The organism is Amycolatopsis sp. NPDC004368, assembly GCF_053602515.1.
Genome location: NZ_JBSGDT010000008.1, coordinates 14,036 through 36,103, shown reverse-complemented (window position 1 = coordinate 36,103; position 22,068 = coordinate 14,036). Strand labels below are relative to the sequence as shown.

Below are 22,068 nucleotides of genomic sequence, written 5' to 3'. Positions count from 1 at the left end.
GAAACTCCTCGGCATGCCGAGGAGGGGGTTGGCCACGCCGTGGTCGCGTGCCGTGTGGACGGGGTGGCGCAACCCGGCGGTGGTGATCGCCGTCGCGGCGGCCGCGGTGCTCGTGGCGCTGCCCGCCGCAGCCGTCGCGCTGTTCCTTTCGGCCGCGGGCAACGCGACGCTGCAGCAACAGACTTCGCTGGCTTGCGAGTGGGCCGTCGGCGCGCAGTGGCAGGGCGGGCTGCCGATGCAGCGAAGTGATCCCGGCGAGAGCGAGCAGGTCGGCCGATCGCTCTACGACACGCGCGCGAAGCTCGCGAGCCAGGCCAGCACGCAGGTGCCGAAAGCGTCGCCGCCGGTGTCCACGCTGGTGTCGGGCGCGGGCGTGGAGACCGCGACGCGCAGCCCGGTACACCCGGAGCAGACCGTCGTCAACCTGGTCTCGCGCACCGATTTCCTCGACCACGTGGAGGTGATCCAACGCAGCAGCGGTCCGGGTGTCTGGCTGCCGGACCAGTTCGCGGCACTCAAGAACCTGCACGCCGGCGACCTCGTGACGGTCCGCGGCGGGTCGCGCAACGACTTGCGGCCGAGTGGCAAAGCCAGCTCACCCGACGGCGGCAGCACCTCGACGATGCGCGTCGCCGGGATCTACCGCGACCTGCGTTCGCTGCCCGACCAGCAGTACTGGTGCAGCCTCGTCGGCATCTACCGCGGCAGCCCGCTCGCCAACACCGGCACGTACCCGGTGGCGCTGGTGACACCGGATGACTTCTTCCGCATCGCCACGCCGTTTTCCGGCGTGCAGAACCTGGTGGAGAGCTCCGTCGACACCACGGGGATGACCACCGCGAGCGCCCCGCCCGTGGTGGCCGGGCTGGAGCACGTGCGGGCCCGCACCGAGAACCCCGCCGACCCGCTGGGACAGGCGTTCAGCCGCAGCACCGAATACACGTCTTCCCTGGGCGGCATGGTGACCCGCGCCGATCAGGTCACGGCGCAGCTGGCCACCACCGTCGTGCCGATGGGCGCGGTGGGCGCGCTGGCCGGGCTCGTGATCGCGGCCGCCGCCGGGTCGTTCTGGGTGGACCGGCGCCGCGCGGAGCTGGCAGTGCTGTCCTCCCGCGGCGTAGGGCCGGCCGCGCTGGTCGGGAAGGCGGTGCTGGAGGTCGGCACGATCGTGGTGCTCGGCAGCGCCGTGGGCTGGTTCGTCGCGCGGTACCTCGTGGCGGAGCTGGGCCCGAGCCCGCTCGTCACCCCGGGCGCCGTAACGGCGTCCCTGCTCGGCGCGGCCGCCGGGCTGCTGGTCACGCTGGGCACGATCGCGCTGGCGAGCGGCCGCCGGATCACCGCGTTGTTCGACGCGCGCACCACCCGCCGCCGCAACTGGCCGTGGGAGCTGCTGCCGCTCGGTGCGGCGCTCGTCTGCTACTTCGTGCTCGGCGACGATCCCGAAGCGGGCGCGGGCGCGGCGGGCAGCGTCGCGCGGATCCCGCCGCGGCTGATCGTGGTGCCGCTGCTGCTGGTCATCGGGCTGGCGCTGCTGGCCGCGCGGGTCGTGCGGTTCACGGTGGTGCGCGTGCGGCCGGTGTCGCTCGCCCGGGCCGTGGCCTTCCTTTCGTGGCGGCGGCTCGCGTCCGCGCCGGCGGCCGCGGCCGTGCTCATCGCCGCGACGGCCATCCCGATCGCGCTGTCGGTGTATGCAACGACGGTCACCGAGTCGGTCGACCGCACGCTGCACGCCGAGGGCCAGCTCGTGGTCGGCACCGACGTCGTCGTCGACCTGACCGGGCCCGCGCAGCCGCCCCCCGGGTTCACGACGAGCTTCACCGACCGCTACGACTCCGCCGCGATCGCCCACACCACCGTGAACGTGATCGGCGTCGACCCGGCGACGTTCACCGAGACCGCCTTCTGGGACAACGCGTTGCCCGGCCCGACACTCGACGACCTGATCGCCGGGCTCGGCGCACCCGGCGCACCTTCCGGTGTTCTGGCCGGGATTCCCGGCACGAACGGCCCGACGAACGTGGAGATCAACGGGCAGACGGTCAGGTTCTCGGTCACGAGCGTCGCGCAGCTGCCCGGCAAGAGCGCCGGGTTCCCGCTGATGTTCGTGCGCCGCGACGTGCTGGCGAAGCTCGCCGGCGAGAACCTGCACCACGAGCTGTGGCTGCGCGGCGACCCGGCGCGGATCGTGCCTGCGCTGTCGGCCGGCCACGTGCCGGTCGGCACCCTGAGCGAGGCCCACGACGTGACCGGCAACGGCGTCTACGCGGCGATCGCCTACACCTTCCAGTTCCTCACCGCGATTTCCGTGCTGGCGGGCACGATCGTGCTCGTGGGACTGTTGCTGTACTTGAACTCGCGGGCGCGGGCACGGCGCAGCGCGTACTTGTTGCTGCGGCGCATGGACATCGGGCCCCGGGCACACTGGCGGGCGCTGCTGTACGAGGTCGGCGGCCTGCTGGCCACGGGCTTCGCCGCGGGCCTCGGGTTCGCGGTGATCGCGGTGGCCGTGACGAGCACCGGTTACGACCTCGACCCGGCCGCCGCACCGGGCACGCTGATCTCCACGCCGTGGTCACTCACCGCGAGCCTCGCCGCCGCGACGCTGCTGGCCGCCGTACTCGCCACGCTCGCCGCCCAGCGCGCGGTTTCGCGCGCCCGACCGTCGGAGGTCCTGCGTGACACCAACTGAGGCGCTGCGCTGCGAGGACGTGCACCAGACCTACCAGACCGCGACACACGAAGTCGTGGCGCTGCAAGAGGTTTCGGTGTCCGCGGCGCGGGGCCGGGTGACCGCGCTGGTCGGGCCGTCGGGCTCCGGGAAGTCGACGCTGCTGCGGATCCTCGCCTGCCTGGAACGGCCCGAGCGGGGCCGGGTGGAGATCGACGGCGTCGACGCGACCGCGTTGTCCGCGCGCGGGCGCCGCGGGTTGCGCCGGCGGCGGCTGGGCTACGTCTTCCAGAACCCCGTGGACAACCTGCTCGGTTACCTGACCGTCGACGAGCACCTCGAGCTCGCCGCCCGGTTGCGGGGCGCCGGCCGCCCGTCGGGTGAACTGCTCGCGACGCTCGGGCTCGGACACCGCGGCGCCAGCAAACCCAGCGGCCTCTCCGGCGGCGAGCAGCAACGCGTCGCGCTCGCCTTCGCCGCCGCGGGCGACCCGGCGGCGCTGCTCGCCGACGAGCCGACGGCGCAGCTCGACCGCGCCTCGGCCCACCTCGTCGGCGGCGCCGTGCGGCGGCTGGCCTCGCTCGGGCACGCCGTGGTGGTCGCGACCCACGACCCGGAGCTGGTCTCCGTGGCCGACGACGTGGTGGAACTCGTGGACGGACGCATCCGATGACCACACTGCCCACGCCGCCCGCGCTGACGCTCGCCGACGTGTCGAAGAGCTACCGCGGGACGCAGGTGCTGCGCCCGATCAGCTTCGAGCTGCACGCGGGTGAGCTCGTCGCGCTGACCGGCCCGTCGGGTTCCGGGAAGAGCACCCTGCTGATGATCGCCGGCGGCTGGGAGACCCCGGACACCGGCGCGGTCACGCCCGGCCCGCCGCTGCCCACCGTCGCGATGGCGCGGATGCCTTGGCAGCACCTGGGTTTCGTGCCGCAGTCGATCGGGTTGTTCGACGAGCTGACCGTCACCGAAAACCTCGCCTTCGCCGCCCGCACCACCGACACCGGGGCCGACCTGGCGAAGCTGCTGGAAACGCTCGACCTCGCCAAGTTCGCCGACCGCCTGCCCACGGAGATCTCGCGCGGCGAGCAGCAGCGCGCCGCCGTCGGGCGTGCGCTGGCGACCGCACCGGCGCTCGTCCTGGCCGACGAACCGACGTCACACCAGGACCGCACCCACGCCGAGGTCGTGCTCGCGCGCTTGCGCACCGCGGCCGACGCGGGTGCCGCCGTGCTCGTGGCCAGCCACGATCCGCTGCTGGCCGCGCACACCGACCGCACGATCGAGCTGACCACTCACTGAGGCCAGGCGAGCTCACCCCCGCCGATGCGCGCGGCCGTGCGCTCGAGCCACTCGACGTCGTGGTTCAGCCGCGAGAGCAGGTAGTGGGCTCTGGTCCCGCAAGCCAGAGGGTGCTTCTCTTGCCGCGGACGATCTTCACTTGGGGGTGACGTGTCAGTTGACGAGCTTCGGCAAACTGTGAACAGCATCCTTACCGTCCTTCCACCCGCAAGTTTGAACCAGGCCGAATCATCGCTCCAAGAGGCGCAACAAGCGCTCGCCCAAGCGTTGCGGGACGCGCACGCGCAAGAGGCCGAACAAGCTCTTGGGCTGCTCGGAGAAGCTCTTCAGGGATTGGTAACCAGGCAGCAGGCTGAGCTTCCGCTATCGGTCCCAAAGCCCAACCCGGAGAACAAGAAGACACACGGTCAATGGCGTGATGCTCAGGGCAATGTACAGCGGACAGTGAGTGGCGAAGATGCCCAAGCGGACGCAGCGTGGAAGCGGCTTCAAGCTGCGGGGCTTCCGCCGAACAGAAAACCGGTCATCACGACGCACGTCGAAGCAAAGGTGGCAACGTCGATGATTCAGAACGGTCAGCGGCATGCCGAGCTCGTGCTGAACAATCGGCCTTGCCTCGGCCCGTTGGGCTGCGATTCCTTGCTACCCGTGCTGTTGCCGGAGGGGTACAGCGTCACCGTGTACGGTCCCGATGACTACAAGACAACGTTTGAAGGAGGCGAGCAGTGGTAGCGCTCGACATCTGGTACGACCAGACGCCAAAAGATGATGACGGCAACGTCGTCATCCGGGTGACCACTGCGGCTGAACTGGACGAGCTTCTCGACCGCATCATCAGCGAGACCGCCGACCACGTCGCCCCGCCGATGATCCAAGTTGCACTTTCCGGGGTGCGGCGCTCGCCTGCCCTTGAGGTCGGACTCAGTCAGGAGAAGGGCTTCATCGGATACACGTCACGAACGGAAGGTGGCTGGACGGTCGGCGACGGCGACCCGAACGCGATGGTCGCCTACACCTACATGGGCAACCACAGCGAAGTGCCCGCCGGCGTGGAAGTCCCGATGACCATCGTGCGCCGCGGCCTGCATGAGTTTCTGACAACCAGGGAGCGGCCTGGTGTGGTAGAGAGTGACAGCGAGTGATCTCCTGCCGGATATTTTCGCCGAGGCCATCGTGGACTCCGACGTCGGCGTTGCGGCGTATGAGTTCTTCGGTCTGCGCGACAGCCGCAGCGACGCCGGGTGGACGAGCGGCTTCGGGCTCCTGCGCGACGACTACTCACCCAAGCCCGCGTTCGCGGCGCTGCGTGACTTCATGCGCAGGAACGGCAAAGCCCTGACGTAGCACGACGCCAGGGCCCGCGTGCCGCTCAGCTCTCGGCGGCCACCGTCTCGCGCTGCTCGACCTCGTCGGCCCGCGCCGCCGAGCGCGACAGCCGGTCGGACACCTTCGCGGTGGTGACAAAGGAAACCGCGATCAGGATCGCCAGCACCACGCCGATGCCGATCACGCTGCCGCTCAACGTCGGGTCGGCGATGTCACCGGCCTCGGCGCGCGCCGAGCCGGTGAGGAACGAGAGCACGAACAGCACCCCGATCGCGAGCACGACCTCCACCGTCACCAGCACCGGGAACACGCGCAACGCCAGGCGGAACACCGAACCCTCGGCGCCGGCCGCCCGAGCGCGGGCGATGCGCGGCATCATCACGAACTCGTTGGCCGCACCGATGCAGATCATCGTGAGGACCAGCGAGACCTTGATGACGAGGAAGCGCCCGAAGCTCGTGGTGAACAGCTCCGACGGGCTGCCGATCAGCGAATAGGCCAGGTACAGGCCGGTCACGAGGATGCAGCCGACGGCGACCATCGCCAGCGTCGAGAACCGCGTCCAGATCTGCGCGAACGTGTCGCCCGCGCCGCGGCTGAGCTTCTTGCGCGAGAAGGCCAGGATCACCAGGCCCGCGATGCCGCCGACCCACGTCGAGATGGAGAAGACGTGCAGGTGGTCGAGCAGCGAATTGCCGATGGTGTCGCCGGTGGCCTTGGAGAAGTTGGTCGGCAGCAGCGTGACCTGGTAGGCGATGAAGTTCACGATGAGCGACGCCAGCGTGAGCAGGCCGAGCTTCTCCCGCAGCTTGGGCGAGAACGCCAGCATCAGCAGGATCGCGGCGACACCCCACAGGGAGTACTGGATCAACGCCTCGGTGCCGCTGGAGATCCAGTCGCCCTTCTTGCCCGGCACCGACACGAAGCGGCCGATCGCGGCGGGCGAAAGCGCGTCTCCGAACGGGATCTCCTTGCCCTTCACCCGGGCGCCCTTGCCCGCGATCTGGAAGTAGAGCGCCACCAGGAACCACGTGCCGACGATGCCGTAGTAGACACCGGCCCGGCGCTGCAGCACAGCGCGGTCGGCGGGGTCGACCGACGGGCGGCGCAGCACCGGGCGCAGCACGATCAGGTACAGCATGCAGCCGCCGATCGACCCGATCAGACCGGCGAAGTACGCCATCTTCGTGATGACCCGCCATACCTCGGGGGTCGGATTCGCTTCGGCCGCGGACACGGCCTGGGTGAGCAGCAACGACATTGTCAGCCATCTCCTCGATCGGGGGGACCTGAGCCGGACAGGCGGGGAGGCTCTTCGGCGGTGAAAGGTAGCTGATCCTACAACGAATGTGAAGACTGAAGCATCCACTACATAGATGGTATATTGATAGAGTGAAAAACCAGAGTCGGAACATCCGCAGGCGGAAGGAGTGTTCGTGAAAGTCCTTGTCCTCCCCGGCGACGGCATCGGCCCCGAGATCACGGCGGCGACCTTGGACGTGCTCGGGGCCGCGGACCGGCGGCTCGGGCTCGGCCTGAGCTTCGAGGTGCGCGACATCGGCCTGGCCTCGCTCGCGACCGATGGCACGACGCTGCCCGAGGCCGTTCTCGAGCGCGTGCCCGAGGTCGACGGCACCCTCCTCGGCCCGGTGTCGCACTACGAGTACCCCCCGCGCGAACAGGGCGGCATCAACCCCTCGGCCGCGCTGCGGACCACGTTCGAGCTGTTCGCCAACGTGCGGCCGTGCCGCTCGCGGGAGGGCCTGAGCATCCTGCGCAAGCCGATGGACCTCGTGATCGTGCGCGAGAACACCGAGGGGTTCTACTCCGACCGCAACATGTTCGCCGGCTCCGGCGAGTTCATGCCCGATCCCGATCTCGCGCTGTCCGTGCGCAAGGTGACCGCGCGGGGCTCCGCTCGCGTCGCTCGGGCCGCGTTCGAGCTCGCGCGCGGGCGCCGCGGCAAGGTGACCGCGGTGCACAAGGCCAACGTGCTGAAGCTGTCCGACGGCCTCTTCCTGCGCGAGGTGCGCGCGGTCGCGCAGGAGTTCCCCGACGTGCAGCTGGAAGAGCTGATCGTGGACGCCGCCTCGGCGCTGCTGATCCGCGACCCGCAGCGCTTCGACGTGCTGGTGACCACCAACATGTTCGGCGACATTCTGTCCGACGAGGCTTCCGAGCTGTCGGGCAGCCTCGGGCTCGGCGGCTCCATCAACGCCGGGCACGACATCTGCGTCGGCCAGGCGCAGCACGGTTCCGCGCCCGACATCGCGGGCCGGGGCGTGGCGAACCCGGCTTCGCTCATCCTGTCCGCCGCGATGCTGCTCGACTGGCGCGGGCGCCGAGACGACAACGAAGCGCTCGTGGCGGGGGCGGACCTCGTGACCCGCGCGGTGGATTCGGTGCTCGACAACCCGGCCACCCGCACGGCCGACGTCGGCGGCACGCTCGGCACCGAGGCGTTCGCCGGCGCGGTCGCCGCATCGATCGACGAACTGGGAGTGGCCACGCGATGATCGAGTCCGTGAACCCGGCGACGGGCAAGGCACTGTCCACATACGACCTGCACTCGGCCGAAGAAGTCGACGCCGCACTGGATTCCGCCGTTGCCGCGCAGGCACGGTGGCGTGAGAAACCGCTTGCCGAGCGCGTGGAGCTGCTTCGCGAACTGGCTTCGGTGCTGCGTGCCGGGCGCGCCGAATACGCGCGGCTGATCACCGCGGAGATGGGCAAGCCGCTCGCCGAGGCCGAGGCCGAGATCGACAAGTGCGCGCTCAACTGCGACCACTACGCCGAGCACGCCGCGGAGTACCTGGCCGAACGCCCGGTGCTCGCGGAGGCGTCCGTGGTGGCCGAACCGCTGGGCGTGGTGCTGGCCGTGATGCCGTGGAACTACCCGTTCTGGCAGTTCTTCCGGTTCGCCGCCCCGGCGCTGGCCGCGGGCAACGGCGCGATCCTCAAGCACGCCACCAACGTGCCGGGCTGCGCGCTCGCCATCGAGGACGTGTTCCGCAAGGCTTCCGCGCCCGCGGGGCTGGTGCGCGCGCTGCTCGTCGACGTCGGCGAGGTCGCCAAGCTCATCGCCGACGACCGCATCGCCGCCGTCACGCTCACGGGTTCGACCCGGGTCGGTGCGCTCGTGGCGAGCCAGGCCGGGGCGGCGTTGAAGAAGCAGGTGCTGGAGCTCGGCGGATCCGACCCGTTCGTGGTCCTCGCCGACGCCGATGTGCCGGCCGCCGCCGAGACGGCCGTGCGCGCGCGGTTCCTGAACAACGGCCAGAGCTGCGTCAACGCCAAGCGGTTCATCGTGGCCGAGGCCGTGGCCGACGAGTTCGCTTCCGCGTTCACCGCGGCGGTCGAGCGGCTGACCGTGGGCGATCCGGCCGAGGCCGGCACCACCGTCGGGCCGCTCGCGCGCGAGGACCTGCGGGCCGGGCTCGACGACCAGGTGCGCCGCACCGTCGCCGCCGGTGGCGTGCTGCGGACCGGCGGCGAGCCCGTGGCCGGACCGGGGTACTTCTACGCGCCGACGGTGCTCGACCACGTGAAGCCGGGCATGGCGGCGTTCGACGAGGAGACGTTCGGCCCCGTCGCGGCCATCGTGCGTGTCTCGGGGGATGACGAGGCCCTGGCGCTGGCCAACGACACCGAGTTCGGCCTCGGCGCGGCCGTGTGGACGCGGTCTTCCGAGCGCGCGCAGCGGTTCGCGCGGGACCTGCAGGCCGGGGCGGTGTTCGTGAACAGCATGGTCGCCTCCGACCCGCGGCTGCCGTTCGGCGGCATCAAGAAGTCCGGTTACGGCCGGGAGCTGGGCGCGGACGGGATCCGCGAGTTCGTGAACGTGAAGACTGTGGTGTTCGGAGGAACGCGATGAAACCCTTCGCTTCGGTGGTGCTGCGCCCGGCCGAGCTGACGGCGGCCGACCGCGGCGGCGGCGCGCGCACGATCCCGCTGGTGAGCAAGACCTTGGGCGCCGAGGTGTTCCTCAACGGCCAGACGCTCTTCGACGGCGGCGCGGGCATCCCGCTGCACACGCACAACTGCCCCGAGAGCGTGGTGATCCTGCAGGGCGAGGCGATCGTGGAGATCGACGGTGCCGAGCACCACCTGTCCACTTGGGACACCACGTACGTGGACGCGGGCGTGCCGCACCGGTTCCGCAACGCCTCGGCCACCGAGCCGATGCGGATCCTGTGGACCTACGCCTCGGTGGAGGCCACGCGCACGATCGTCGCCACCGGCACGACCACCCGGGTGGATGCCGAGCACCGGGGCTAGCCTGGAGCGGTGGAACAGACCCCGACCCCGCTCACCCGGCAGGTCGCGGCCCGCATCGTGGGCTACATCCGCGAGACGGCGGCCGAGCCGGGCACGCGGCTGGTGGAACGCACGCTGGCCGCGCACCTGCGAGTTTCGCGCTCACCCGTGCGCGCTGCGCTGCGCCTGCTCGCGGACGAAGGGGTGGTGGCCGTCGCCGAGCCCGGCGGCGGCCACACCGTGGCGCGCGCGGTCACGGAGCTCACCGTCGAGGCCGAAGCCGAGGACGAAGAGCAGTACCTGCGCATCGCGTCCGACCGCCTCGACGGCGAGCTGCCCGACCGCGTGAGCGAGAGCGAGCTCGCCCGCCGCTACGCCCTCACCCCGGCCCAGGTCACGGCCGTCCTGCGGCGCATCTCCGCCGAGGGCTGGATCGAGCGCCTGCCCGGCTACGGCTGGGAGTTCCAGCCGATGCTGACGTCGCAGGAGTCCTATGAGGACAGCTACCGCTTCCGGCTCGCGCTGGAGCCCGCGGCCGTGCTGGAACCCGGCTTCGCCGTGGACCGGGCGGCCATCGAAGCCGTGCGCGCGCAACAGCTGGAGCTCGCCTCGGGTGCCGCGCTTTCCGTGGCCAACACCGAACTGTTCGCGCGCAACCGTGCCTTCCACGAGGCCGTGGTGGCGTGCAGCCACAACACGTTTTTCATCGACTCGCTGCGCCGGGTGGACAACCTGCGCCGCCTGATCGAGTACCGCCGCACCCTGCCGCGCGACCGGGCGGCCGTGCGCTGCCGCGAGCACGTGGAGATCGCCGACCTCCTCCTCGCCGGCCACACCACGGAGGCGGCGGAGTACTTGCGCCGGCATCTGAGCACGGTCGGCGTGGAGAAAACGACGGGGCCGGTCTAAGCCGCCGTCTTCCCGGCGGTAACCGCGGAGCGCGCCGCCTACCGCCGGCCGCCGCGCTTGCCGGGACAGCCTGCGCCGCCCACCCGCGGCCCCCCACCCGACCCGGCCACGCACCACTCGCCGGCACCCGAGCAACACTGGCGCCGAGAAACCAACAACCCCCGCCTAAGCCACCCCATCACCACGCGGCAACCGCGGCGCCCGCAGATCACCGTTGATCAAATCCGACCGCAGCGAAGTCAGCAGCTCCGAAGTCTTCGTCGCGCGGTTCTCGTCGCGGGAGGCCAGGCGCAGCACCAACGCGTCGGTGAGGACCTCGGCGCTCAGCATCTCCCCGGTGAAGTTGCTGGCGCTCTGCGGGGCCGTGAGCGACACGTCCACCCGCGGCCCGTACAGCGGCCCCAGGGAGCTGGACACGAGCACCACGCGCGCCCCGACCTCCACGGCGTGGTCGAGCAGCACCTCGATCTCCCCGAGGATGCGGCCGGGGATGTAGAGCACCACGACGTCTTCGGAACACAGGGCGAGCAGGTCGTCGGCCAGCTGGAAGCCCGTGGCGCCCGTGGCGCGGGCGCGGCGGCCCATGCGCGCCAGTCGCATGCACAGGTACCGCGCGAGCAGCCCCGAAGGCCCCAGCCCGAAGGCGAGGACCTCACGCGCCCCGTCGAGCAGGTCCACGGCGTGCAGGAACTCCTCGGACTGCACGAGCCGCCAGGTGGCGGCCAGGCGCTCTGTCGCGTCGGTGAAGACCTTGTCCACCACGGCGTCGCCGGCGGTCGCGCGGTCGGGCAGCTCGGTGAGCAGCCGGTGCGAGGGGCTGGTCTCCAGCGCGACCTCGCGCGCGAGGCTGCGCCGAAGGTCCATCAACCCCGCGAACCCCAGTGATTTCGCGGTGCGCACCACGGTCGCGTCGCTGGTGCCCGTCGCGACGCCGATCTGCTCGGCCGTCGCGAAGATCGCGTAGCGGCCGTGGTCGCGCAGGTACTCCGCGACCGTCCGTTCGGCCCGCGACATCTTCGGCAGGCACCGCGAGATCCGCGCGCGCAGCGACTGTCCGTCGTCGTCCATTCCCCACCCTCGATTCCCCGTGCCCACGGGAAGGCCGCCACCGTGCGGCCGGCCCCGTGAACACGCCACGCTACGGTCGGCGCCCCAGCTCGCCGGCGATGAACTCCTGCACCACCGGCTGGATCAGCATCCCCCGGTGAGCCACCCCCGGCACCACGTCGAAGCGCACGTCGATGCCGTTGCTCTCGAAATTCTTGTACAACGTGGTGAGCCGCTCGATCCGCGTGTCCCCGCCGGCGTCGATGCCGGGCTCCGCGATCTCCCAGGTGTCGGTGTCCGCGCCGCCCACGATCATCTGCACCGGCAGCTTGCGCAGCGTCTCCAGCTGCACGTCGGTGCCGAACAGTTCGCGCACGTCGGCGGTGCCGAGCCACCAAGGCACGTCCGGGTCGATCCGCGTGACGCGGCCCGGCGCGCCGATCGACAGCGCGGCCAGGCGGTCGGCGTGCAGGTAGGCGAAGCGGTGCGCGAACTGGCCGCCGCCGGAAAAGCCGTGCAGGTAGAAGTGCTCGGCATCCACGCGGAAGCGGGCACCGACCTCGGCGATCATGTCGAGCAGCACGAGGTCGTAGCGGATGCCCTCGAAGCTCAGGCGCTTGAAGCCGTGCAGGTCACCGGGCTGCGCGATGCCGGCCGGGAACAGCGGCGCCAGCACCACGGTGTCGTTCTTCTCGGCGAACTCGCGGTACTCGTTGCGGTAGCGCTCCGCGGTGCGCTGGGTGCCGTGCATCAGGACGAGCAGCGGCAGCGGCGTCTCGGAAGTGCGGTGGGCGCTGGGCACGTAGAGGCAGTACGAGAAGCGCTGGTCGCTCTGCAGCGCGAAAAACGGCGTCGGACCGCCGTAGTAGAACTCCGTGGGGTCGAGGACTCGCGCGGAGTCGGGCGTCGCTTGGGGGCTCGTCATGGAGCGGATCTCCTTGGCATGGCGTGGGACCGTCCTGCCCGCCGTAACCATGTAGTAACGACGACAGGTGTTGACAACTTCGTAGCACGGTCTATCTTATCCGTAGCTGCCACTACAAGTTCCTGATGAATGTAGCGCAAACCCTCAACGAATCGCCAGCACCGGGAAAGAGGTATTCATGGCAGTCCGGTTGGTCCAGATCGAAGGTGGCCCCCGTGAACGGGGGCTCGCCTACGGAGAGGCCGCCAGGGCGGAGATCCGCACGTCGATCGCCTACTACCGCGAGGCGTTCCGGCTCGCTTCGGGTCTGGAGTGGACGGACGTGTTGGCCTCGGCCCGGCGCTGGCGCGAACCGATCACCGCCGTCGCGCCGCACCTGCTCGAGGAGATGGACGCGATCGCCGACGGCGCCGGGGTGCACCCCGACGAAATCCTGGCGCTCAACGCCCGCGGCGAGATCGTGCGCAACAGCGAGAGCGGTTTCAACCCGGAAGCCCCTGCCGACGGCTGCTCCTCCTTCGCCCTGCTGCCCGAAGCCACCGGCGACGGCCACGTCTACTGTGGACAGAACTGGGACTGGCGCGAGGGCACACAGGACTCGGTGGTGCTGGTGCGGATCGTGCAGCCGCCCAAGCCCACGATCATCATGCAGGTCGAAGCGGGCCAGATCGGCCGCCACGGCGCCAATTCCGCCGGCATCGCGCTCAACGCCAACGGGCTCGGCGGCCGCTTCGGCACACCACTCGGGCTCCCGCAACCCGTGCTGCGCCGCATGATCCTCGACAACGACCACCTCAAGGCCGCACTGCAGGTGCCGTTCGACGTGCGCCAGCACATCGCGACCAACCTGCTCGTGACCCACCGCGGCGGCGTCGCCGTCGACCTCGAGACCACACCGCTCGTGCACGGCTGGGGCACCCCGGAAGACGGGATCCTGGTGCACGGCAACCACTACCAGTACGGTCTGCCCGGTCCCCTCAAGGACGTCTACCGCCTCTCGCCGGTCGACTCGCTCTACCGCGTGCAGGTGATCGAGCGTGGACTCAAAGCCGCGCGCACCGCGTCCGGCTCGGCCGAGGTGCGCAAGGTCGTCGCGCAGACGATGAGCGACCACACCGGACACCCCGACGGCGTCTGCGCCCACGTGGACGACCGCGTGCCGCCGCTCAAGCGCTACAAGACGATCGCCTCGAGCCTGGTCGACCTGACCAGCGGCGAGTACCGCGTGGCGATCGGCAACCCCTGTGAGAACGACTACGAACTGCTGCCCTGGCAGCTCTACGACGGCCCCGGAGGTCAATGATGACCGGACCCGTGCTCGCCAGCCTGCGCGGTGTCAACAAGAGCTACGGCGAAGTGCAGGTGCTGCACGACGTCGACCTCGACATCCACCAGGGTGAGGTCGTGGTGATCCTCGGCCCCTCCGGGTCGGGCAAGTCGACGCTGTGCCGCTGCATCAACCGGCTCGAGAAGATCAACTCCGGCACCATCACCCTCGACGGCAAACCCCTGCCCGCCGAGGGCAAGGAGCTGGCGCGGCTGAGGGCCGACGTCGGCATGGTCTTCCAGTCGTTCAACCTCTTCGCGCACCGCAGCGTGCTCGAGAACGTGACACTCGGGCCGATCCGCGTGCGCGGGATTTCCCGGCGTGAAGCCGAAGCGACCGCCCGGCGGCTGCTCGACCGCGTCGGGGTGGCCGACCAGGCCGACAAGCTGCCCGCCGAGCTCTCGGGCGGCCAGCAGCAGCGCGTCGCCATCGCCAGGGCGCTCGCGATGAACCCCAAGATCGTGCTGTTCGACGAACCGACCAGCGCGCTCGACCCCGAGATGGTGAGCGAGGTGCTCGACGTGATGACCTCACTCGCGGCCGAGGGCACCACGATGGTCGTGGTCACGCATGAAATGGGCTTCGCGCGCCGCGCGGCCCACCGCGTGGTCTTCATGAGCGAAGGCCGCATCGCCGAACAAGGCACCCCCGAAGAGTTCTTCGACCGCACCGGCACGGCCCGGGCGCGGGACTTCCTGTCCAAAGTCCTCCAGCACTAGTCCCCTCCAGCACTGAAATTCCCCACCGTGACAAGGAGAAAGCAATGAAGCTGACCAGAATCACCGCCGCCGTCGGCGCGGTGGTCGTCACGGGTGCGCTGCTCGCCGCGTGCGGCAGTGCCCCGGCAACGGCTCCGGGTGGTGCCGCCGCCAAGCCGGCGGCCGCCGATGTCGCCAAGATGATCAGCCAGGACGACGCCGTCGCGGCCGGCCCGGTGGGCCAGAACCTGCCCAGCTCCCCGGTGCTGGACAAGATCCGCCAGCGCGGCCAGCTCGTGTGGGCCGGCAGCCGCAACACGCTCGGCTTCTCGCAGCTCGACCCGGCCACCGGCAAGATCTCCGGCTTCGACGCCGGCATGGCCGACCTGCTCGCGAAGTACCTGCTGGGCAAGCCTTCGGCGAAGATGCAGAGCGGTGGCTCCGACACCCGCGAGGGCCTGCTCGGCAACCACACCATCGACGTCGCGATCCAGACGTACACGATGACGCCCGAGCGCGCGAAGCTCGTGAACTTCTCCGGCCCGTACTACATGGCCGCCAGCGGCATCGTGGTGAAGGCCGACAACACCACCATCAAGACCGCCAAGGACCTGGCGGGCAAGAACGTGGCGACGGAGTCCGGCGCGGCGAAGACCGCTCTGGTCACCGAGGTGCCCACCGCGAAGCCGGTGCTGTTCGACACCACCGCGCAGTGCATCGCGGCCGTGGAGCAGGGCCGCGCCGAGGCCGTGACGCTGAACAACGCGTCGCTGCTCGGGGCGATCCAGACGCGCTCGGACGTGAAACTGCTCGACGCGACCTTCAGCTCCAACCCCTTCGGCATCGGCGAGCCCAAGGACGACCCGGTGTTCAAGCAGGTCGTGGACGAGTTCCTGCAGAAGATCGAGACCGACGGCACCTGGACCAAGCTCTGGCAGGGCACCGTCGGCAAGCTGCTGAAGACCGCGCCGCCCGCCCCGCCGAAGCTCGGCTCCGTCCCCGGCGTCTGAGCCGCACCCCGAAATCGGAGACCCCATGTCCGTGCTCTTCGCGCACCTCGGTGAGCTGCTGACCGGTCTGCTGACGACCCTCGAGCTGGCCGCGATCGCGTTTCCGCTGGCGCTGGTGATCGGCACCCTGCTGGGTGTCTGCCGCGTCAGCCCGATCGGGCCGCTGCGGGCGGCCGCCGGGTTCTACGTGCACTGCCTGCGCAACTCGCCGATGCTGCTCGTGATGGTCATGGTGGTCTTCGGCCTGCCCTACCTCGGCGCGACCGTCCCGCTCTTCGGGTCGGTCGTGCTGGGGCTGGGCCTGTACTTCGGCGCCTACATCTGCGAGACGGTCCGCTCCGGCATCGCCGGCGTGCCACTCGGCCAGATCGAGGCCGCCCGCGCCATCGGCCTCACCTTCTCGGGCGTCCTGCGGCAGGTCGTGCTGCCGCAGGCGTTCCGGTCGATGGTGCAGCCGCTGGGCAACATCCTGATCAACGTGTGCCTCGGTTCGGCACTCGGCGCGGCCGTCGGCGTGCAGGAGCTCACCGGTTCGGCCCGCCAGTTCAACCTCGACTTCGCCCAGCCGATCCCGACTTTCATCGCCGCGGTCATCGGCTACCTCCTGATCACCCTGACGATCGGCCAGCTGACCGGCGTCGTCGAACGGAAGGTTCGCATCCGACGATGAAGTCGCGCTCCCCTGCCCTTTTCGACGAACTCGGTCCCCGCGGCCAGAAGCGGCTGAAGATCGCCACCATCGTGGCCGTCCTCGCGCTGATCGGCATCGTGGCCGGTGCCATCGCCCAGCTCGCCCACGTGCAGCAGCTCACCGCGCGCCTGTGGGAACCGCTCGTCGAGTGGTCCAACATCCGTTACCTGCTGCAAGGCCTGCTGACCACGTTGGAGGTCGGCCTGACCGGTGCCGCGATCTCGCTGGTGTTCGGCACCCTGATCGGCCTCGGCCGGCTGTCCACGCACAAGTGGCTGTCGATCCCGTGCGCCGGCCTGATCGAGCTGTTCCGCGCGATCCCGCTGATCCTGCTCGTGTACTTCTTCCTCATCGGCCTGCCCATGTTCGGGGCGAACCTGCCGCCGTTCTGGGTCCTGACCATCCCGATCGTGCTGCACGCCGGGGCCGTGTTCGCCGAAATCGTTCGCGCGGGTGTGAACTCGCTCGACCGCGGCCAGTTCGACGCGGCGGCCGCGATCGGCCTGCGGCGCGGGCAGACGATGGTGCTGGTCGTGCTGCCCCAGGTGTTCCGGTCGCTGCGCCCGGCGCTCGTCACCCAGGTGATCCGCACGTTGAAGGAATCCAGCCTCGGTTACGTCGTCGGCTACCCCGAGCTGCTGCGCGACGGCCAGGTGATCGGCGAGTACAACGCCAACTTCCTGCAGACCTACGCGTTCACCGCGGTCATCTACATCGTCATCAACTTCGGGCTCTCGCGTCTCGCGGAGCTGCTCGACCGGCCGAAGAAGCCCAAGCGCCGCCCGGACCGGCCGGCCCCGGAGCCCGAACCCGAACCGGCGGCCTCGCAGCCGGCCGGGACCCTCGTCTGATTTCTTGTTGAAGCGGAGCGAAATGTCCATCACCGGCGAAGAGATCGAACGCGCCGAAGCCGCACTGGCCCACAACTACCACCCGCTGCCCGTGGTGCTCACGGAAGGCAAGGGCGCGTGGGTCACCGACGTCGAAGGCCGGCGGTACCTCGACCTGCTGGCCGGCTACAGCGCCCTGAACTTCGGCCACGGCGACGACGAGCTGCTGGCCGTCGCCCACGCCCAGCTCGACCGGCTGACCCTGACCAGCCGCGCGTTCCACCACGACCGGCTGGGTGAGTTCGCGTCCGAGCTGGCCGAGCTGTGCGGCATGGAGATGGTGCTGCCGATGAACACCGGCGCCGAGGCCGTGGAGACGGCCATCAAAACGGCGCGCAAGTGGGGCTACCGCGTGAAGGGCGTGCCGGCCGGGCGCGCGAAGATCGTGGTGGCGGGCGGCAACTTCCACGGGCGCACGGTGACCATCGTCGGGTTCTCCGACGACCCCGAGGCCACCGCCGACCACGGGCCGTTCACGCCGGGCTTCGTGCGCGTGCCCTTCGGCGACGCGGCCGCGCTGCGTGCCGCGGTGGACGAGGACACCGTGGCCGTGCTCATCGAACCGATCCAGGGTGAGGGCGGCGTCGTGCTGCCGCCCGACGGGTACCTGGCCGAGGTCCGGGCGCTGTGCACCGAGTCCAACGTGCTCTTCGTGGCCGACGAGATCCAGTCGGGGCTCGGGCGCACCGGGCGCACGTTCGCGTGCGACCACGAGGGCGTGGTGCCGGACGTGTACGTGCTGGGCAAGGCGTTGGGCGGTGGTCTCCTGCCGGTGTCGGCCGTGGTGTCCCGCCGCGAGGTGCTCGGCGTGTTCCGGCCCGGCGAGCACGGCAGCACCTTCGGCGGCAACCCGCTCGCGTGCGCGGTGGCGACGGCGGTGGTGCGGAAGCTGAAGACCGGTGAGCCGCAGCGGCGGGCCGCGGAGCTGGGCCAGGTGTTCGCTGGTTTGCTTGCTTCGTTGCCCTCGTCCGCCGTCGAAGCGGTGCGCGTGCGTGGTCTGTGGGCGGGAATCGACGTGCGCGGCCGCACGGGCCGGGACGTGTGCGAAGGCCTGCTTCGCCGTGGCGTGCTGGCGAAGGACGCCCATGGCAGCACCATCCGGCTGGCGCCGCCGCTCGTGGTGTCCGAAGAGGACCTCCGTTGGGGAGTGGCCCAGCTGGCGGCCGAGCTTTCCTGACCCATCCCCCTGGGCCCGCTGCACCTCCTCGTGCGGCGGGCCCAGTCTTTTGTCCTCGTTTACATACAGACTGTATGTATGTATCGTGGCTCATATGACTACCTCACTCGGATCGGACCACCGCATTTGCCTGCCGCAGGGCGAGGTGCGTTACCACGAACGCGGCACGGGCCGGCCCGTGGTCTTCGTGCACGGCGTGCTCACCAACGCCCTCTTGTGGCGAAAGGTGGTGCCATTGCTGGCGGACGCGGGTTTCCGTTGCCTGGCCCCGGATCTGCCCTTGGGCGCGCACGAGCTACCGATGCGCTCCGACGCCGACCTGAGCGTGCCCGGCGTGGCCACCCTGCTGGGCGACTTCCTCGAGGTCCTCGACCTGCACGACGTGACCCTGGTGGCCAACGACACCGGCGGCGCCATCACACAGCTCCTGCTCGCGCGTCATCCGGCGCGCGTCGGGCGGGTGGTGTTGACGCCGTCGGACAGCTTCGAGTACTTCTTCCCGCCGATCTTCAAGCCGCTGCCCGTGGCTGCGCGCGTGCCGGGCTCGATGGCGTTGTTGGGCCAGCTGCTGCGGGTGCGGGCGCTGTGGCCGTTGCCGGTGCTGTTCGGCTGGGTGGTGAAGAAGCCGCTGGACCCCGCGGTGGCTTCGTCGTACCTGCTGCGCCTGCACCGATCCCCCGGCGTCCGGCGGGACCTGCGCAAGCTGTTGCGGACCGTTTCCCCCGCGTTGACCCTGGCCGCGGCCGAGCAGCTGCGCACGTTCGACCGGCCCGTGCTGCTGGCCTGGGCGACGGAAGACAAGCTGTTCCCCGTGCGCTTCGCGTACCGCCTGGCGGAGCTGCTCCCCCACGCACGCGTGGTGGAGATCGCCGACTCGTACACCTTCGTGCCCGAGGACCAGCCCGAGGTGCTGGCCGGGCACATCGTCGAGTTCGCGCGGGTCATGGCAGATTAGGCCGGGTGAGACGCACCCAGCAGGAACGCTCCGACGCCACCCGCGCGGCCCTCGTCGCGGCCGCCCGCGGGCTTTTCGGCACCCGCGGCTACCACGACGTGCCGGCCGAGGAGATCACCCGCACCGCCGGCGTCACCCGCGGCGCCCTGTACCACCACTTCGGCGACAAACTGGGCTTGTTCCGCGCCGTCGTGGAGGAACTCGAACGCGAACTGACGGCGGAGGTCTCGGCGGCGATGTCGGACGCTTCGCCTCTCATCGGTATGACCGCGGCGCTGGGCGTGTTCTTGGACGCGTGCCTGCGGCCGGAGGTCCAGCGGATCTCCTTGACCGACGCCCCCGCGGTGCTGGGCTGGGACGTCTGGCGCGAGATCGAGGGCGAGTACGGGCTGGGGTTGCTGGTTTCGTCGCTGACTTCGGCGCACGAGGCCGGGTTGATCGTGGACCTGCCCGTGCGCACCTTGGCCCAGCTGGTGCTGAGCGCCGTGATGGAGGCGGCGCGGATGATCGCCGCGGCTTCGGACCCGGCAGCGGTGCGTGCCGAGACTCAGACGGTGTTGGCGGGTTGGCTGGGTTCGTTGTTGGCGCCGCAGTGACCCTCTACGACAGCATCGGCGCCGGTTGCAACGGCCGGCGTCTTCCGCGTTCGCCGTTTCGGGTGTGGCCGAGCACCTGCCGCTTACGGCCTGAGAAGGCCAAACAAGGCAAGACCTAGGGTCAGAGGCGTATGGATTTCTTGTTCATGAACTCCTCGATCCCCAACGGACCCAGCTCCCGTCCCATCCCCGAGCGTTTGATCCCGCCGAACGGCAGGTCGGCCTGCGACCCGCCGGATTTGTTGAAGTACACCATCCCCGACTCGATCCGGTTGGCCACGGCGCGCATGCGGGCGGGGTCGGTGCCGAAGACGCTGGCGCCCAGGCCGAACGGCGAATCGTTCGCGATGGAGATGGCTTCGTCGTCGGTGGCGGCCGGGAAGAGCAGGAAGACCGGCCCGAAGATCTCGTCCCGGTAGGCGTCCATCTCGGGCGTCACGCCGGTGAGGACCGTGGCCTCCAGGTACGCACCTGGCCCGTCGACGCGGTGGCCGCCCGTGCGGAGCACCGCGCCCTGGGCCACGGCGGCGGTGACCTGGTCCGCGACCTCGTCCGCGGCCGCCACGGAAGCGAGCGGCGGCAAAGTCGTGGCGGGGTCCGAGGGGTCGCCCGGCAGGTAGTACGACGCCACGCGCGCGGTCAGCTTCTCCACAAAGGACTCGTACAGATCCCCGACGACGATGATCCGCTTGGGCGCGTTGCAGGACTGCCCGCAGTTGCGCAACCGGGCCGTCGCGACGGTGTTCACCGTCGCGTCGAGGTCGTCGGTGTCGAGGACGATGAGGGGGTCCGAGCCGCCCAGTTCGAGGACGCAGCGTTTCAGGTTGCGACCCGCCTCGGCGGCGACGGAGACGCCCGCCTGTTCGCTGCCGGTCAGGGAGACGCCGACGATGCGCGGGTCGGCGAGGATCGAGGGCACCTGGCGGGAGGAGGCCCAGACGTTCACGTACGCGTCTTCGGGGACGCCGGCGTCACGCAGCACCGACTCGATCGCGACGGCCGAGCGAGGGCAGATCGACGCGTGCTTCAGCAGGATCGTGTTGCCGAGCACCAGGTTCGGCGCCACGAAGCGCGCGACCTGGTACATGGGGAAGTTCCACGGCATCACGCCCAGCAGCGCACCGATGGGCTCCTTGCGGATGACGGCGTCGCCGCCCTTGATCTTGAGCGGCTCGTCGGCGATCAGCGCCGGGCCGTGTTCGGCGTAGTAGCTGAAGATGTCGACGACGATGCCGACCTCGCCGCGGCCCTCGTTGATGCGTTTGCCCATCTCCTGGGTCATGATGGCGGCGAGCTCGTCGGATCGTTCGGCGAACAGCTCGGCCGCGCGCGCCACGATCTCGGCGCGTTCGGCGATCGGGCGTTCCCGCCACGCCAGGTAACCGCGGTGGACGCGGGCGATCGCGTCGCGCACCTGGTCGTCGGTGGCGTTCTCGATCTGCTCGATCAGTTCACCCGTGGCCGGGTCGGTGACGGTGTACATCGCGGCAGGGGCCTCCGTGCTCGGCTGAAGAGGTCGAGCACAGAGTACCAAATTGCATACAGTATGCACTAGGCCTGACGTCGATCGGCTCATTACTCCATAAGTTTGCGATCTCTTGACCGAAACGTCCGAATCGCCTTATGGTCTAGACCACACTCCCCTTCCGCCCGCGCACCTCCCCCGCGGTCGCTCGAACGCGCCCGTGAACCGGGAGCGGGCCCAGCTGCTCGAAGGAGCCCGGTATGAAAACGAACCGCAAGCTCGTGGCCGCACTGGCCGGTGCCGCCATCGCGCCCGTGATCGTGCTGGTCGGACCCGTGGGCACGGCCAGCGCCCACGGCTACGTCAACGCCCCGGCGAGCCGGCAGGCGCAGTGCGCGCAGAACATCGTGTCCTGCGGCGACATCAAGTGGGAACCGCAGAGCGTGGAGGGCCAGAAGGGCCAGCGCACCTGCAACGGCGGCGTCGCGCGCTTCGCCGAGCTCAACGACAACAGCAAGCCCTGGCGCGCCACCGCGACGGGCCGCACGGTCACGTTCAACTGGACGTTCACCGCCCGGCACAAGACCAGCACGTACGAGTACTACATCGGCAACACCCGCATCGCGAGCTTCAGCGGCAACAACGAGGTGCCGCCCGCCACCGTGTCGCACTCGGTGAACCTGGGCAACCGCACGGGCCGCCAGACCGTGCTGGCCATCTGGAACATCGCCGACACGACCAACGCGTTCTACTCCTGCGTCGACCTGCAGGTGAGCTGACCGCAAGCGGCGGACGGGTTTTCGGGCCCGTCCGCCGCCTCTT

At 70.1% G+C, this 22,068-nt stretch carries 23 protein-coding genes; 19 read left to right on the top strand and 4 right to left on the bottom strand.

Annotated elements, in window-relative coordinates; all coding sequences use genetic code 11:
- Positions 1-13 precede the first annotated feature (13 nt).
- From ACWEOE_RS14190 to ACWEOE_RS14165, 6 genes are all read left to right on the top strand, one after another.
- Positions 14-2,689 carry an ABC transporter permease gene (locus ACWEOE_RS14190; RefSeq protein WP_452008313.1) on the top strand — a complete coding sequence of 892 codons (2,676 nt, stop codon included), beginning with the start codon at positions 14-16 and terminating at the stop codon, positions 2,687-2,689.
- Positions 2,676-3,341: an ABC transporter ATP-binding protein gene (locus ACWEOE_RS14185; protein WP_452008311.1), complete on the top strand. Its 666-nt coding sequence runs from the start codon at positions 2,676-2,678 to the stop codon at positions 3,339-3,341. Before ACWEOE_RS14190 ends, ACWEOE_RS14185 begins: the two co-directional genes overlap by 14 nt.
- Entirely contained in the window at positions 3,338-3,973 is a 636-nt protein-coding gene (locus tag ACWEOE_RS14180; RefSeq protein WP_452008308.1) for an ABC transporter ATP-binding protein, read from the top strand. Before ACWEOE_RS14185 ends, ACWEOE_RS14180 begins: the two co-directional genes overlap by 4 nt.
- A gap of 150 nt (positions 3,974-4,123) precedes the next feature.
- A complete protein-coding gene (locus tag ACWEOE_RS14175; protein ID WP_452008305.1) occupies positions 4,124-4,705 on the top strand; it encodes a DddA-like double-stranded DNA deaminase toxin in 582 nt (193 codons plus the stop codon).
- Positions 4,699-5,115, top strand: a complete 417-nt coding sequence (locus ACWEOE_RS14170; protein WP_452008302.1) for an Imm1 family immunity protein — start codon at positions 4,699-4,701, stop codon at positions 5,113-5,115. The genes ACWEOE_RS14175 and ACWEOE_RS14170 overlap by 7 nt, the downstream gene beginning before the upstream one ends.
- Positions 5,102-5,317 (top strand): hypothetical protein, encoded by a 216-nt coding sequence (locus tag ACWEOE_RS14165; RefSeq protein WP_452008300.1) that lies wholly within the window; start codon positions 5,102-5,104, stop codon positions 5,315-5,317. Before ACWEOE_RS14170 ends, ACWEOE_RS14165 begins: the two co-directional genes overlap by 14 nt.
- A gap of 25 nt (positions 5,318-5,342) precedes the next feature.
- On the opposite strand, the gene ACWEOE_RS14160 is transcribed toward ACWEOE_RS14165, so the two are convergent.
- The gene (locus ACWEOE_RS14160; protein WP_452008298.1) at positions 5,343-6,560 is read right to left on the bottom strand and encodes a copper resistance D family protein; all 1,218 of its coding nucleotides are present in this window, start codon (positions 6,558-6,560) and stop codon (positions 5,343-5,345) included.
- A gap of 175 nt (positions 6,561-6,735) precedes the next feature.
- On the opposite strand from ACWEOE_RS14160, the gene ACWEOE_RS14155 reads away from it, so the two are divergent.
- Genes ACWEOE_RS14155 through ACWEOE_RS14140 form a run of 4 tightly spaced genes read left to right on the top strand, consistent with a single transcriptional unit; the run spans position 6,736 to position 10,465 of the window.
- Positions 6,736-7,815 (top strand): isocitrate/isopropylmalate dehydrogenase family protein, encoded by a 1,080-nt coding sequence (locus ACWEOE_RS14155; protein WP_452008296.1) that lies wholly within the window; start codon positions 6,736-6,738, stop codon positions 7,813-7,815.
- Positions 7,812-9,173, top strand: a complete 1,362-nt coding sequence (locus ACWEOE_RS14150; protein WP_452008294.1) for an NAD-dependent succinate-semialdehyde dehydrogenase — start codon at positions 7,812-7,814, stop codon at positions 9,171-9,173. The genes ACWEOE_RS14155 and ACWEOE_RS14150 overlap by 4 nt, the downstream gene beginning before the upstream one ends.
- Positions 9,170-9,577, top strand: coding sequence for a cupin domain-containing protein (locus tag ACWEOE_RS14145; RefSeq protein ID WP_452008291.1), 408 nt, complete (start codon positions 9,170-9,172; stop codon positions 9,575-9,577). Before ACWEOE_RS14150 ends, ACWEOE_RS14145 begins: the two co-directional genes overlap by 4 nt.
- Positions 9,578-9,586: 9 nt before the next feature.
- Positions 9,587-10,465: a GntR family transcriptional regulator gene (locus ACWEOE_RS14140; protein WP_452008289.1), complete on the top strand. Its 879-nt coding sequence runs from the start codon at positions 9,587-9,589 to the stop codon at positions 10,463-10,465.
- A gap of 165 nt (positions 10,466-10,630) precedes the next feature.
- Here ACWEOE_RS14140 and ACWEOE_RS14135 read toward each other — a convergent pair whose 3' ends face one another.
- Positions 10,631-11,533, bottom strand: coding sequence for a MurR/RpiR family transcriptional regulator (locus tag ACWEOE_RS14135; protein WP_452008286.1), 903 nt, complete (start codon positions 11,531-11,533; stop codon positions 10,631-10,633).
- A gap of 70 nt (positions 11,534-11,603) precedes the next feature.
- On the bottom strand, positions 11,604-12,437 hold the full coding sequence (locus ACWEOE_RS14130; protein ID WP_452008284.1) for an alpha/beta hydrolase: 834 nt from the start codon (positions 12,435-12,437) through the stop codon (positions 11,604-11,606).
- A gap of 178 nt (positions 12,438-12,615) precedes the next feature.
- Between ACWEOE_RS14130 and ACWEOE_RS14125 the strand changes: the two genes are divergently transcribed.
- The 8 genes from ACWEOE_RS14125 to ACWEOE_RS14090 all read left to right on the top strand — a co-directional run bounded on the left by ACWEOE_RS14125 (position 12,616) and on the right by ACWEOE_RS14090 (position 19,781).
- Positions 12,616-13,740 carry a C45 family autoproteolytic acyltransferase/hydolase gene (locus tag ACWEOE_RS14125; protein ID WP_452008281.1) on the top strand — a complete coding sequence of 375 codons (1,125 nt, stop codon included), beginning with the start codon at positions 12,616-12,618 and terminating at the stop codon, positions 13,738-13,740.
- Entirely contained in the window at positions 13,740-14,483 is a 744-nt protein-coding gene (locus ACWEOE_RS14120) for an amino acid ABC transporter ATP-binding protein (RefSeq protein WP_452008279.1), read from the top strand. The genes ACWEOE_RS14125 and ACWEOE_RS14120 overlap by 1 nt, the downstream gene beginning before the upstream one ends.
- Positions 14,484-14,527: 44 nt before the next feature.
- Entirely contained in the window at positions 14,528-15,472 is a 945-nt protein-coding gene (locus tag ACWEOE_RS14115) for a transporter substrate-binding domain-containing protein (RefSeq protein ID WP_452008277.1), read from the top strand.
- Between the two features lie 25 nt (positions 15,473-15,497).
- A complete protein-coding gene (locus tag ACWEOE_RS14110) occupies positions 15,498-16,142 on the top strand; it encodes an amino acid ABC transporter permease (RefSeq protein ID WP_220243445.1) in 645 nt (214 codons plus the stop codon).
- Entirely contained in the window at positions 16,139-17,014 is an 876-nt protein-coding gene (locus tag ACWEOE_RS14105; protein WP_452008274.1) for an amino acid ABC transporter permease, read from the top strand. Before ACWEOE_RS14110 ends, ACWEOE_RS14105 begins: the two co-directional genes overlap by 4 nt.
- Before the next feature lie 22 nt (positions 17,015-17,036).
- The gene (gene rocD, locus ACWEOE_RS14100) at positions 17,037-18,230 is read left to right on the top strand and encodes an ornithine--oxo-acid transaminase (RefSeq protein WP_452008271.1); all 1,194 of its coding nucleotides are present in this window, start codon (positions 17,037-17,039) and stop codon (positions 18,228-18,230) included.
- 94 nt (positions 18,231-18,324) lie between these two features.
- The gene (locus ACWEOE_RS14095; protein WP_452008269.1) at positions 18,325-19,185 is read left to right on the top strand and encodes an alpha/beta fold hydrolase; all 861 of its coding nucleotides are present in this window, start codon (positions 18,325-18,327) and stop codon (positions 19,183-19,185) included.
- 5 nt (positions 19,186-19,190) lie between these two features.
- On the top strand, positions 19,191-19,781 hold the full coding sequence (locus ACWEOE_RS14090) for a TetR/AcrR family transcriptional regulator (protein ID WP_452008267.1): 591 nt from the start codon (positions 19,191-19,193) through the stop codon (positions 19,779-19,781).
- Positions 19,782-19,902: 121 nt separating this feature from the next.
- Here ACWEOE_RS14090 and ACWEOE_RS14085 read toward each other — a convergent pair whose 3' ends face one another.
- On the bottom strand, positions 19,903-21,264 hold the full coding sequence (locus tag ACWEOE_RS14085; RefSeq protein WP_452008265.1) for an NAD-dependent succinate-semialdehyde dehydrogenase: 1,362 nt from the start codon (positions 21,262-21,264) through the stop codon (positions 19,903-19,905).
- Positions 21,265-21,506: 242 nt separating this feature from the next.
- Here ACWEOE_RS14085 and ACWEOE_RS14080 point away from each other — a divergent pair, with 242 nt between their 5' ends.
- Positions 21,507-22,025: a lytic polysaccharide monooxygenase auxiliary activity family 9 protein gene (locus ACWEOE_RS14080; RefSeq protein WP_452008263.1), complete on the top strand. Its 519-nt coding sequence runs from the start codon at positions 21,507-21,509 to the stop codon at positions 22,023-22,025.
- The last annotated feature ends 43 nt before the right edge of the window (positions 22,026-22,068 follow it).

Excerpts from the sequence above, each read along its gene's own strand:
- ACWEOE_RS14190 (WP_452008313.1), top strand. The coding sequence starts at position 14 with ATGCCGAGGAGGGGGTTGGCCACGCCGTGGTCGCGTGCCGTGTGGACG.
- ACWEOE_RS14180 (WP_452008308.1), top strand. The coding sequence starts at position 3,338 with ATGACCACACTGCCCACGCCGCCCGCGCTGACGCTCGCCGACGTGTCG.
- ACWEOE_RS14160 (WP_452008298.1), bottom strand. The coding sequence starts at position 6,560 with ATGTCGTTGCTGCTCACCCAGGCCGTGTCCGCGGCCGAAGCGAATCCG.
- ACWEOE_RS14150 (WP_452008294.1), top strand. The coding sequence starts at position 7,812 with ATGATCGAGTCCGTGAACCCGGCGACGGGCAAGGCACTGTCCACATAC.
- ACWEOE_RS14145 (WP_452008291.1), top strand. The coding sequence starts at position 9,170 with ATGAAACCCTTCGCTTCGGTGGTGCTGCGCCCGGCCGAGCTGACGGCG.
- ACWEOE_RS14135 (WP_452008286.1), bottom strand. The coding sequence starts at position 11,533 with ATGGACGACGACGGACAGTCGCTGCGCGCGCGGATCTCGCGGTGCCTG.
- ACWEOE_RS14130 (WP_452008284.1), bottom strand. The coding sequence starts at position 12,437 with ATGACGAGCCCCCAAGCGACGCCCGACTCCGCGCGAGTCCTCGACCCC.
- ACWEOE_RS14125 (WP_452008281.1), top strand. The coding sequence starts at position 12,616 with ATGGCAGTCCGGTTGGTCCAGATCGAAGGTGGCCCCCGTGAACGGGGG.
- ACWEOE_RS14120 (WP_452008279.1), top strand. The coding sequence starts at position 13,740 with ATGACCGGACCCGTGCTCGCCAGCCTGCGCGGTGTCAACAAGAGCTAC.
- ACWEOE_RS14115 (WP_452008277.1), top strand. The coding sequence starts at position 14,528 with ATGAAGCTGACCAGAATCACCGCCGCCGTCGGCGCGGTGGTCGTCACG.
- ACWEOE_RS14110 (WP_220243445.1), top strand. The coding sequence starts at position 15,498 with ATGTCCGTGCTCTTCGCGCACCTCGGTGAGCTGCTGACCGGTCTGCTG.
- ACWEOE_RS14105 (WP_452008274.1), top strand. The coding sequence starts at position 16,139 with ATGAAGTCGCGCTCCCCTGCCCTTTTCGACGAACTCGGTCCCCGCGGC.
- rocD (WP_452008271.1), top strand. The coding sequence starts at position 17,037 with ATGTCCATCACCGGCGAAGAGATCGAACGCGCCGAAGCCGCACTGGCC.
- ACWEOE_RS14095 (WP_452008269.1), top strand. The coding sequence starts at position 18,325 with ATGACTACCTCACTCGGATCGGACCACCGCATTTGCCTGCCGCAGGGC.
- ACWEOE_RS14085 (WP_452008265.1), bottom strand. The coding sequence starts at position 21,264 with ATGTACACCGTCACCGACCCGGCCACGGGTGAACTGATCGAGCAGATC.
- ACWEOE_RS14080 (WP_452008263.1), top strand. The coding sequence starts at position 21,507 with ATGAAAACGAACCGCAAGCTCGTGGCCGCACTGGCCGGTGCCGCCATC.